Genomic DNA, 12,098 nt, shown 5'->3' on the forward strand with positions numbered 1-12,098 from the left:
TTCCTTCCCCCCCCCCCCCCCCCCCCCCCCCCCCCCCTCCCCCCCCCCCCGCTTCCCCCCCCCCCCCCCCCCCCCCCCCCCCCCCTCCCCCCCCCACCCCCTCCCCCCCCCCCCCCCCCCCCCCCCGCTCCGGGGAGGGGGTGTCGCGGAGCGCTGTGAAAGATACCTTGGCGAAGGTATTCTTGTGGTGGGTCCGTCGGAGTGCGCACAGACTCCGCGGCCCCGGACCGGCAGCGGCAGGTGTGGCTGAGGAGTGGTCGGACGTGGCAGACAGCGAAGCAGTGCTCCAACGACGGGATGCGCGCATTCACTCACCGGACCGCGTGGACGCCGAGGCGCGGTACGCCGGATCTGACGCCCCCGCGGAAACGGAATGGTTACCGATCGCGGACCTCGATCTGTCCCACTCGCCGCGCTCCGCGGGGGAGAACGGCGAGCACGTACGGGTCCTGGCGGAATCGCAGGCCGATCTCCCGCCCATCGTCGTGCAGCGCGGCACCAACCGGGTCGTCGACGGCTTGCACCGAGTCCGCGCGGCCCGGTTGCGAGGACAGGAGGCCATCCGGGCGCGCTGGTTCGACGGCGACGACGCGAGCGCCTTCGTCCTGGCGGTCCGGCTGAACGTACGGCACGGACTGCCGCTGTCGATGGCCGACCGAAAGGCGGCCGGCACCCGCATCCTGTGCGAGAAGGAGGGCTGGTCGAACCGAGCCATAGCGCAGGCCGTGGGGCTCTCGCCCAAGACGATCGCCGCCCTGCGCGAGGCGATCGGGCGGTCCGGCGGGCAGACCCGGCTCGGCAGGGACGGGCGCGTGCGGCCCGTCAGCACCGCCGCCGGGCGGGAGCGCGCCAAGGAGATGCTCCTGCGTGAACCCGCCTCCTCCCTGCGGGCGGTGAGCGCGGTGGCCGGCGTGTCTCCGGGCACCGTCCGCGACGTGCGCGACCAGCTCCACCGGGAGGTCCGGGCCGTGATCCCCGATCAGCGCCGCCGCTCGGCCGCGCGCCATGTGAAGACCGGGCGCCCGCAGGCCCCGTCCTCGGGGCAGGGCAAGCTCGACCGGTCCACCGCGCTGCTGCGCTCCCTGCGCACCGATCCCTCCCTGCGGTTCAACCAGTCCGGCCGCCTGCTGCTGAGCATCCTCGCGGTGGCCGCCATCGACCCGCAGGCGCAGGAAGGGCTCGTCCTCGACCTGCCCGACCACTGTCTCGACTTCGTCGCGGAACTGGCGCAGACGAGCGTGCAGGCATGGCAGGACCTTGCCGCGCGCGTGTCACAGCGCCGGGCGCAGCCGCCCGAGCAGAAGTAGCCCGCGTCAAACACTGAAAAGCGAGAAAAATGCGGGGCTTGACGGGCCGGTGAATTCCTTGGTTTGGTCGTTGAGGCAACACCGGAAACACCGCAGAAAAACTTCCGAGAAAGCGTGTCGAATGTGCACCGGACAATTGATCTGGTCATCTGGGTTTGGGACGGGGTGTTGATAAAATGACCGATGTATACGGCTGGACCGGAAAGGATCGTCGGGCTCAGCGATTTGTTCACTCGGCTTCCGGGACGACGTTCCTGGTTCCGCTCGACCACTCGCTGGCCGACGGCCCGGTGACGTCCGCTGCCGGATTCGCCAAACTCGTCGAGGACATGGCCGCCAACGAGGTGGACGGGATCATCGTCCACAAGGGGCGCGTGAGGTTCCTGCCGGCCGACGCGCTCGGGCGGATGGCACTGATCGTCCACCTCAACGGCAGCACACAGCACGCGCCGGACAAGGACGCGAAGATCCTGGTGGGCGCCGTGGAAGAGGCGGTCGCCTTGGGCGCCGACGGCGTCAGCGTGCACATCAACCTCGGGTCGGACACCGAGGCCACCCAGCTCACCGACCTCGGCGCGGTCGCCGGCCACTGCGCACGCTACGGCCTGCCGCTGCTCGCGATGGTCTATCCGCGCGGCCCCCGTATCACCGACCCGAGGGACCCGGTCCTGCTGGCACACGCCGCGAACGTCGCGGCCGACCTCGGCGCCGACATCGTGAAGCTGCCGTACACCGGATCGCCCCTGACGATGCGTGAGGTCGTCGCGGCCAGTCCGATCCCGGTCGTCACCGCCGGCGGCGGCGTCCTGGAGGACACCGGGACGTTCCTCGACCTCATCGACAGCACGATGGAGTCCGGTGTGCTCGGCGTCGCCGTCGGACGCAACGTCTTCCAGGCGGCGGACCCGGGCGGACTGGCCCGCTCGGTGGCCCGCCGGGTCCACGCCGGACCCCGCTCGCTCGACGACCTGGCCGTCCTGCGCCAGGAACTGTCCGAGGCGACCGTCTGACATGCACCCCCACCCGGCCGTCCTCACCAGACCGGCCACCCACCGCACATCGTGACGACCCGTCACCGACAGCCAGGCGCGACCACGACAGCAAGCCACCCACAATCAAAGGTGCGAACATGAAATCCGCATGGATCGACCTCCGCGGCACCGCCTCCGAACTCGCCACCGCCATCGTCGAGGAAAGCACCCACATCGGCGTCGAGACCGTGGTGCTGGACGACCCCGAACTGGCTGGCAAGGTCCCGCCGAACGTGCAGAAGGCCGCCGTGGTCACGGGGGAGACGCCCACCACCCTGATCGACCAGCTCGTCGACGTGGTCGACATCCTCATCGCCGACCACAGCATCGCCGAGAAGTTCGAGGGACTCCGCCCCGGCCTGCGCTCCGGTGTCCTGGTCAAGGTGCTGGACGAGCAGACCCTCGACCTCGCCTGCCGGATCGCCAACGAGGCGGACCTGACCCTCGTCGAGTTCCGCCAGGACCCCAGCAAGATCCCGCTGGAGATCCTGCTCGCAGCGGCCGACAAGGCCAAGGGCTCCATCGTCACCGTCGTCGAGGACGTCGAGGACGCGGCCACCACCCTCGGCGTGCTGGAGCGCGGCTCGGACGCGGTGCTCCTGGCCCCCAAGCGGGTCGGCGACGCCACCGAGCTGATGCAGGTCACCCGGGGCGAGGCCGCCTCCCTGGAGATGGAGGAGCTGGAGATCGTCCAGCTCACCCACCTCGGCCTGGGCGACCGCGTCTGCGTCGACACCTGCTCCCACCTGCGGCCCAACGAGGGCATCCTGGTCGGCTCGTACTCCACCGGCCTCGTCCTCGTCAGCAGCGAGACCCACCCGCTGCCGTACATGCCCACCCGCCCGTTCCGGGTGAACGCCGCAGCCCTGTCCTCGTACACCCTGACGCCCGGCAACCGCACCCAGTACCTGTCCGAGCTGCACTGCGGGTCGGAGATCCTGGCCGTCAGCACCGACGGCAGCGTGCGCACGGTGGTCGTGGGCCGGATCAAGATGGAGTCCCGCCCCATGCTGCGGATCGAGGCCCGCACCCGCAGCGGCCAGCTCGTGGACATGGTCGGTCAGGACGACTGGCACGTGCGGGCGCTCGGTCCCGGCGGCAGCGTGCACAACTTCACCGAGCTGCGGCCCGGCGACGTCATCCTCGGCCACACCATGACCGACCAGCGCCACGTCGGCTACGCGATCCGGGAGTTCCTCCACGAGCAGTGAAGCCCGCGCCGCTCAGGTGACCGCCTGCGGGATGCGGCGGTCACCCGCGGCGCTCGGGCCACGTCCTCCACGTCCCACGGATCTGAAGGAAGAGAGTGCGTGAGATGGCGCTCATAGTGCAGAAATACGGCGGAACGTCGGTCGCCACACCTGACAAGGTCATCGAAGCTGCACGGCAGATCCGGGCGGCGCGCGAGGACGGCAACCAGGTCGTCGTGGTCGTGTCCGCCATGGGCGGGGCCACCGACGAACTGCTGCGGATGGCGTCCGCGGTGACCGCCTACCCTGACGCACGCGAACTGGACGCCCTGCTGTGCACGGGCGAGGCCGCGTCCGCCGGACTGGTCTCGCTGGCGCTCAACCACCAGGGCGTCGCGAGCCGCTCGTTCAGTGGTCCCGAAGCGGGCATCCGCACCGACCACCGCCACGGCCGGGCCACGATCGTGGCGGTCGACCCGCGCAGACTGCGGGAGGAGCTCGCCCGCGGAGCCGTCCCCGTCGTCGCGGGCTTCCAGGGCGAGTCGATCGCCACCGGGGCCCGCACCACCCTGGGCCGCGGCGGCTCCGACACCACCGGGGTCGCCCTGGCCGCCGCGCTCAGCGCGGACCACTGCGAGATCGTCACCGACGTCGCCGGCGTCTACACGGCCGACCCCCGCACGGTCGACGGCGCCCGCCGGCACACCGCCCTGCTGTACGAGGAGATGGCCGAACTGGCCGTCAGCGGCGCGAAGGTGCTCGCCTCCGACTCGGTCGACTACGCGCGCTCCCACGGCGTCGACCTGAAGGTGCGCTCCAACAGCGCCGCGATCGGCCCGCAGACCTGGGTCGGCGACACCCGACGCGCCGCCGGGGCGGTGTCCGGGGAGTTCTGGACGCCCGCGGGCCGCCTCCGCCCGATCGCCGGGGTTGCCGGGCGCTCCGGCCTGGTCCGCTGCGTGCTGCGGCGGATCACCTCCGACCACGTCCTGCGCCTGCTCGGCGAACTGGTCGAGCGCGAGACCGAGGTCGAGCTGCGCCGCTACGGCAACCTCGGCACCGAGGACGCCGGCGACATCGCGCTCACGCTGCCCGAGAACAGCGTGGAGGAGATGCGGGAACTGCTGGCCGACACCGACCGGGGCATCCGTCTCGACGAGGCGCACTGGACGTCGAACCTGGCCCGGCTGTCCGTCGTCGGCCTGGGCATCGGCCGGCAGCCGTACGCACCGCTGCGGTTCCTGGAAGCGCTGCGCTCGGTCGGCGCCGCACGCACCGACCTCCACGTCACGTCCAACCGGCTCAGCGTGCTGACCGGTCGCAGCGACCTGGCCGCCGCCACCCAGTTCGTCCACGACACCTTCCTGTCCGAGCCGGTGACGCCCCTGGTGCAACCGGCGGACCCGGACCACGCCCGCGCCGCCTGGCCGCTGGCCACCGGGCAGGGGCAGCTCGACGTCGCGATGCCCGCCCTGGCCGCCGCCGAGTGACCCCGGCCCCCACACCACGAGGGAGAACACCGATGTCCGTCACCCCACTCGACCCCGGCCGTCCGGGCGGGCCGACACCGTGCCGCCTCGCCGGCGGGCCGGGGCCGGAGGGCCTTCGATGACCGCCACGCCGACCTTCGACCCCACCTCCGACGAGCAACTGGCCGACCCCTACCCCGTCTTCGCGCAGATGCGCGCGCAGTGCCCGGTGCTCCACGACTCAGGCCGGGACATCTGGATCCTCACTCGCCACGAGGACGTGGCGCGCGTCGTCCACGACCCCGAGACCTTCTCCTCCGAGAGCGCGGTACGGATCACCGCGGGGCCCGAGTCCGACGAGGTCAAGCAGGTCCTGGCCGAAGGCTGGGCGCTGACGCCGAACCTGACCGAGAGCGACGGCGAGGAGCACACCCGGCTGCGCGTGGCCGTCAACCGCGTCTTCACACCGCGGCGCGTGGCGGCGCTGGAACCCTTCGTCCTGGACACCGCCGAGGAGCTGATCGACCGCTTTGCCGCGGACGGCCGGGCCGACATCATCGAGGGTTACGCCTGGCCCCTGCCGCTGATCGTGATGGCACGGATCCTGGGCGTGCCGCCGAGGGACGTGCCGCGGCTGCGGCAGTGGAGCTCCAACTGGCTGAAGCTGTCCGTCGGCACCGGCGAGCCGGCCGAACGGGTCGAGTGGGCCCGCGACGTCGTCACCATGCAGCACTACGTGATGGGCCTGCTGGCCGACACCGACCGGGCCGGCGAGGACTCACTCGTCTCCTCGCTGGCGCAGTACGGTCTCGAGCACGGGCTCGACGACGTGGAACTGATGCGCATCGTGATGAACCTGATCATCGCCGGGCACGTCACGGTCACCCGCGCCATCGGCAACGGCCTGGTCACCCTGCTGGAAAACCCCGACCAGCTCGCGGCCCTGCGCGCGGGCGAGGAGTCCGCGGAAGCGATGGTCGAGGAGATCCTGCGCTTCGAGTCCCCGGTGCAGGGCCTGTTCCGCACGGTGACGCGCGAGACGGAACTCGGCGGCAGGCACCTCGTGCCGGGCGACCGCGTGATGGTCCACTGGGGCTCCGCCAACCGGGACGGGTGCGTCTTCGACAACCCGGACGAGTTCGCTCTCACCGGCCGGCCCCGCCGGCACCAGATGGCCTTCGGCCGCGGCGTCCACGCCTGCCTCGGTGCCTCCCTGGCACGACTGCAGCTGCGCGTCGCCATCCCGCTGCTCTTCGACCGGCTCCCCGGGCTGCGCCTGGGCCCCGCCGACTCCCGCACCCGCGAACGCCTCGTCATCGCGCGCGGATTCGAGGAACTGCACCTCCACTGGAACGTCCCACCCCTGCGAGAGGCCGCATCATGACCGCACCAGCGCTCGGCCCGCGAAGCGTCGGCCGGCCCGGGACCGTGTAGGCGACCGCCATGACCTACGACGTGATCGTGATCGGCGGCGGATCCGCCGGCTGCGTCCTCGCCAACCGGTTCAGTGCCGACCCGCGGCGCTCGGTCCTCCTCCTGGAGGCGGGTCCCGACTTCGCCACCACCGACGACACACCGTCGGACATCAAGGACGCGACCAACGCCCCGTACACCTACGACTGGGGCTACCGCTCCGTCCCGGACGCCTTCGGCAACGAGGTGCCCGTGCCGCGGGGCCGCGTCATCGGCGGCAGCTCGGCCGTCAACGTCTGCGTCGCGATGCGGGCCCGCCCCTCCGACCACGACGCGTGGGCCGCAGCGGCCGGTCCGGCTTGGGGCTACGCGCAGATGCTCCCCCTGTACCAACGGATGGAGCACTACCCGTACGGAGAGGAGAAGTACCACGGCCTGGGCGGCCCCTACCGCATGACGCTCAGCGCTCCGCAGGACCTGGGCCAGCACGCTGTCGCCGCTCAACGGGCAGGCGTGCGCCTCGGGCACGCGGAGGTCGCCGACTTCAACGCGCCCGGTGTGCCGGGATACGCCCGCACCCCGCTCAGCGCGGCCGACGGCATACGGCTGAGCACCGCCATCGGCTACCTCAACCCCGTGCGCGACCGGCCCAACCTTCAGGTGCGCGGCGACACACTGGTCGACCGGGTGCTGTTCAACGGCACCCGGGCCCGGGGGGTACGGCTGGACACCGGGGAGGAGATTCCCGCCCGGCACGTCGTCCTCAGCGCCGGCGCCTACAACTCGCCCGCCATCGCCCTGCGTTCGGGCATCGGCGATCGCGACGACCTGACGGCACTCGGTATCGACGTGGTGGCCGACCTGCCCGGGGTGGGACGCAACCTCACCGAGCACCCCGCCTACTGGAACGTCCACGCGGCCAAGCCGCCCCGGGCCGAGGCCCGCTCGGTGTTCGGCAGCGTCCTCAGCGTCGCCACCGGGCCGGACGAGCCCGACTTCGACGTGCAGATCCTGCCCTCGGCCGCCGTACCGGCCGGCAGTCTGCCCGAGCAGTTCGTGCCGCGGGCCGAGAACCACCCCACCGGCTGGGACATGGTCTTCTTCGTCTCCTGCGTCCAGCCCCGCTCCCGCGGGAGCGTACGGCTGGCGTCACGCGACCCCCGGGACGCGCCGACGATCGACCTCGGCCTGTACACCGCCGCCGACGACGCCGAGCGGGTCGCGGACGGAGTGCGTCTGGCCCGCCGCCTGGCCCGCACCCGCCCACTGGCCGACCTGCTGGCCGACGAGCGGGTACCGGGCCCGGACATCAGCGACCGGGAACTGGCCGACACCGTGCGCCGTGCGCCGGCGCACTACAACCACGGCAGCGCCACGATGCGCATGGGCCGGCCCGGCGACGCGAGCGCCGTGGTCGACACCGACGGCGCCGTGCGCGGCGTCGAGGGACTGACCGTCGCGGACGCCTCGGTGTTCCCGGCGATGCCCCGCGTGGCCACGAACGTCCCCGCCATCGTGGTCGCCGAGCGGATCGCCTCGGTGCTGTGCGAACGACTCGACCCGCGCACATGAGCCCCATCACCAACCCGAGCCGGACATGCCCGGCGCACTATCAGGAGGAACCCGTGTCCACGACCGTCGAAGACGTACAAGTCCTGCGCACCCGCTGGTCGTCCGAGAACGAGGCCGACCGCTTCACCGTGGACGACCCGGCGACGGGCCGACCCCTGACGGTCATCCAGGGGGCCGACGCCGAGCGGGTGGACGAGGCGGTCAGGACCGCCCACGAAGCCCACTACGCGTGGAAGGCCCGCACCCCGCGCGAGCGAGGCCGCTGGCTGTACAAGGTCGCCCAGGTCATCCGCGAGCACGCCGACGAGATCGCGGCCCTGGAGTCCAGCGACAACGGCAAGCCGTTCACCCAGGCACGCCAGTTCGACCTGGAAGGCGCGGTCACCATCTTCGAGATGTTCGCCGGCATGTGCGAGGCGATGCCCGGCCAGGTCCGCGACGCGGGCAGCATGCTCGACGTCACGGTGCGCGAGCCGTTCGGCGTGGTGGGTGCGATCGTGCCGTTCAACTGGCCCCCGCTGCACACCGCGGGCAAGCTCGCCCCCGCCCTGGCGGCAGGCAACGCCGTGGTCATGAAGCCGCCGGAGCAGGCGCCCCTGTCGGTGCTGCGCATCGCCGAGCTGGTCCAGTCCGTGCTGCCGGACGACGTCGTGCACATCGTGCCCGGCGGCGGCGAGGTCGGCGCCCACCTGGCCGGCCACAAGCTGGTCGGCAAGATCTCCTTCACCGGCGCACCCACCACGGGCCGGGACGTGATCAGGACGGCCGCCGACAACCTGACGCCGACGCTGCTGGAACTCGGCGGCAAGAACGCCCTGATGATCTTCGACGACGCGGATGTCGACTCGGCACTGCGCTGGGCCGTCGAAGGCGGCTACTTCAACCAGGGCGAGGCGTGCACCGCCTCCTCCCGGGTCCTGGTCCACGCCGACCTGTACGACGAGGTCGCCCGCCGCCTCGCGTCCGCCGTCCGGCGGCTGAAGGTCGGCGCCGGCTCCGACGCGGCCACCCACGTCGGCCCGCTGGTCAGCCCCGCACAACGGCAGCGGGTGCTGGCCTACCTGGAGATCGGCGTCGGCGAGGGCGCGACCATCGCCGCGCAGGCACCCCTGCCCACCGACCCCGAGCTGGCCGACGGCTACTACGTGCCGCCGACCCTGTTCACCGACGTCACCCCCGACATGCGGATCGCGCAGGAGGAGATCTTCGGGCCTGTCGTGTGCCTGATCCCCTTCCGCGACGAGGCCGAGGCCGTCCGCATCGCCAACGGCACCGAGTTCGGTCTGGTCGCCGGCGTGTTCACCCGCGACTCCGAGCGTGCCCTGCGGGTCAGCCGCGAACTGCGGGCCGGCATCGTGTTCGTCAACCACTACAACCGCGCGTTCACCGGCACCCCGTTCGGCGGCGTGGGCGCCAGCGGGTACGGCCGTGAGCACGCCCTGGAGACCTTGCAGGAGTACAGCTTCAGCCGCAGCCTGCGCCTGCCCTCCGGCCGCGAGGAGATCCCCCGCTGGGCGCCGTCCCTCGACGTCGTCGACGAAGCCTGACCGGGATCCGGACATCCGCAAGGTGGTTGCCTGTGAGTACGACGATGCGCGCGGCGGTCTGCGTGGAGGCGGGCGCTCCCGAGGTCCTGCAGATCCGCGACCTGCCCGTACCCGAGGTCCGCGAGGGCTGGAGCCTCGTACGCGTGGAGGGTGCGGGCCTGAACCGCTCCGAACTGAGAACCCGTCAGGGACACTCCCCGAGCGTCTCCTTCCCTCGCGTGCTCGGCATCGAGTGCGTGGGTACCGTGGCCGACTCCACCGATCCCCGGCTGCCGGTCGGGACGACGGTCGCTGCGGTCATGGGAGAGATGGGCCGCCGGTTCGACGGCGGCTACGCGCAGTACGCGCTCCTGCCGAACGCCCTGCTGATGCCGGTGACCACCACCCTGCCGTGGGAGGTCCTGGCCGCGCTGCCCGAGACCTACCTGACCGCGCACGGCGCCCTGGACGCCCTGGGCATCCTGCCCGGCGGGGGACGGCTGCTGATCCGCGGCGGGACCTCCTCCGTGGGGTTGGCGGCGGCGCAGATCGCCGCCGCCCACGGCATCGAGACCGCCGCAAGCACCCGCAACAGGAGCAAAGCCGATGCACTGAAGGCGGCGGGCGTCGACCACGTCCTCCTGGACGACGGCCGGCCGCCGGCCGACGCCGTGCACGCGCTGTGGTCCGACGGACCGGACCACGTCCTGGACCTGGTGGGGACCCACACCGTGCCGGACTCGCTGCGGCTGGTGCGCCGCGGCGGGACGGTGTGCGTGGCGGGTTCGCTCAGCGGCTGGCTGATCCCCGGCTTCGAACCGATCGCCATGATCCCGACCGGGACCAGGCTCACCGCCTTTCACAGCGACACCCTCAAGGGCAGCAGCGGCCAGGGCCTGTTGCAGCGGATCGTCGACGCGGTCCAGGCGGGCGTCTACCGCCCCCACCTCGACCGCGTCTTCGCCCTGGACGACATCGTGACCGCCCACCGCCGCATGGAGACCGACCAGGCCACTGGCAAGACGGTCGTGCTGCCCTGGGCCGACGTCATCGGCGGGCTGACCGGCCGATGACGCACCACCGCGCGAGCAGAAACCACATCCCCAGCGGACCAGGAGCGCAGCCATGATGACCGAGTTCGTCGAGACCGCCGTCGTCGGAGGGGGCCAGCAAGGGTGCTCGGTCGCGGGCTCACTCGCCCGGCTCGGCTACCGGGCGGTGGTCTTCGAGCGGGGAGAGATCGGCCAGGCCTGGGCGAAGGAGCGCTGGGAGAGCCTGCGCGTCAACACGCCCAACCGGACCGTCACCTTCCCCGGCATGCCCTACGACGGCGACGACCCCGAGGGCTACATGCCCGCCCGTGAGGTCGCCTCGCGGCTGCGGCGCTACGTGGCCGAGGCGGGCATCGACGTGCGCGAGCACGCGCCCGTGCGGTCCGTCGAGTCACCCGTCGACGCCCCCGTGCACCCCGACGCACGCTTCCGGCTCCACCTGGAGAACGGCCAGAGCGTCGAAGCCCGCAACGTCGTCGCCGCGCTCGGCGGCTACTGCGCGCCGCGCCTGCCCGAACTCACCGCCCGGATCGACCCGTCGATCACCCAGCTGCACACCCGCTACTACCGCACCCCCCGCTCCCTGCCGCCCGGCGCGGTGCTCGTCGTCGGCTCGGGCAACAGCGGCCAGCAGATCGCCGAGGACCTGAGCGACGCCGGCCGGCAGGTGTACCTGGCCGTCGGCCGCCACAAGACCTCGCCGCGCCGCTACCGGGGCGCCCAGGTCCTGGACTGGCTGCAACTGCTGCCGCTGGAGGGCAACTTGGAGTCCGCGTCCGGCGGGCGCGGCAACTCTCCGGTCCTGCCCGGTGTGTCGGTGCTCACCGGCAAGGCCGGCGGCCGTGACCTCAACCTCGGTGTGCTGGCCCGCAAGGACGTCACTCTCGTCGGCACCGTCCGCGATGTGCAGGGCGGCGTCCTGCAGCTGGAGGACAACGTCCGCGCCATCGCGCGTACCGCGGCCCGCGCCGAGGTCGAACTCCTCACGGCGATCGACACCGCGATAGCGCGGCACGGCCTGGTCGTGCCCGAGCGCACCCCCGTAGCTCCTTTCGACGACTCGCTGTTCGCGGACTACGGGGACAAGCTGGACCTGGCCGCCCAGAACATCACGTCGATCGTCTGGGCCACGGGATTCGTGCCCGACTACCGCATCCTGCCTCCCGCCGCCCTGGACGGCAGCGGCATGCCGACGCACCGTGCGGGGGCCGGCACCCTGCCGGGGCTGTACTACGCGGGCCTGCCCGAGGGCGGTTCGGTGATGCCGCTGCTCATCGCCTCCACGCGGATCCAGGCCGAGCGCGTCGCGCGCGGCATCCAGCTCGACAACACGCTGCGCCACCGCTCGCCGGCGGCGCTCGGCCAACTCTGGAGCTGACAGGGCCGCCCCGGCAACCAGCACGGCACCGACAGCAGCGGGGGGGGGGGGGGGGGAGGGGGGGGGGGGGGGTGGGTGGGGGGGGGGGGGGGGGGGGGGGGGGGGGGGGGAAGCCGCACCACCAGAGAAACCCTGCGCATTCCATCGCCCCCCCCGCGGG

General features: G+C 72.3%; 9 protein-coding genes. All 9 read left to right on the top strand.

The genetic code is table 11. The annotated features are described in order from the left end of the window. Positions 1 to 263 precede the first annotated feature (263 nt). The 9 genes from ACZ6KY_RS05205 (at position 264) to ACZ6KY_RS05245 (ending at position 11,938) form a co-directional block, all read left to right on the top strand. On the top strand, positions 264 to 1,307 hold the full coding sequence (locus ACZ6KY_RS05205) for a hypothetical protein (RefSeq protein ID WP_469308930.1): 1,044 nt from the start codon (positions 264 to 266) through the stop codon (positions 1,305 to 1,307). A 176-nt stretch (positions 1,308 to 1,483) separates the two neighbouring features. Further along, positions 1,484 to 2,317, top strand: a complete 834-nt coding sequence (locus tag ACZ6KY_RS05210; protein ID WP_469308931.1) for a 2-amino-3,7-dideoxy-D-threo-hept-6-ulosonate synthase — start codon at positions 1,484 to 1,486, stop codon at positions 2,315 to 2,317. A gap of 119 nt (positions 2,318 to 2,436) precedes the next feature. Beyond that, positions 2,437 to 3,549, top strand: a complete 1,113-nt coding sequence (locus tag ACZ6KY_RS05215) for a 3-dehydroquinate synthase II family protein (RefSeq protein ID WP_469308932.1) — start codon at positions 2,437 to 2,439, stop codon at positions 3,547 to 3,549. 104 nt (positions 3,550 to 3,653) lie between these two features. Further along, positions 3,654 to 5,018 (top strand): aspartate kinase, encoded by a 1,365-nt coding sequence (locus ACZ6KY_RS05220; RefSeq protein ID WP_469308933.1) that lies wholly within the window; start codon positions 3,654 to 3,656, stop codon positions 5,016 to 5,018. Between the two features lie 118 nt (positions 5,019 to 5,136). Next, a complete protein-coding gene (locus ACZ6KY_RS05225; RefSeq protein WP_469308934.1) occupies positions 5,137 to 6,381 on the top strand; it encodes a cytochrome P450 in 1,245 nt (414 codons plus the stop codon). A 59-nt stretch (positions 6,382 to 6,440) separates the two neighbouring features. Beyond that, entirely contained in the window at positions 6,441 to 7,982 is a 1,542-nt protein-coding gene (locus ACZ6KY_RS05230) for a GMC family oxidoreductase (RefSeq protein WP_469308935.1), read from the top strand. A 53-nt stretch (positions 7,983 to 8,035) separates the two neighbouring features. Continuing rightward, a complete protein-coding gene (locus tag ACZ6KY_RS05235) occupies positions 8,036 to 9,529 on the top strand; it encodes an aldehyde dehydrogenase family protein (protein WP_469308936.1) in 1,494 nt (497 codons plus the stop codon). A 32-nt stretch (positions 9,530 to 9,561) separates the two neighbouring features. Next, positions 9,562 to 10,581 (top strand): zinc-binding dehydrogenase, encoded by a 1,020-nt coding sequence (locus tag ACZ6KY_RS05240; RefSeq protein ID WP_469308937.1) that lies wholly within the window; start codon positions 9,562 to 9,564, stop codon positions 10,579 to 10,581. 52 nt (positions 10,582 to 10,633) lie between these two features. Further along, positions 10,634 to 11,938: a flavin-containing monooxygenase gene (locus tag ACZ6KY_RS05245; protein ID WP_469308938.1), complete on the top strand. Its 1,305-nt coding sequence runs from the start codon at positions 10,634 to 10,636 to the stop codon at positions 11,936 to 11,938. Positions 11,939 to 12,098: the final 160 nt, after the last annotated feature.

Source organism: Streptomyces sp. NPDC042002 (genome assembly GCF_055588305.1).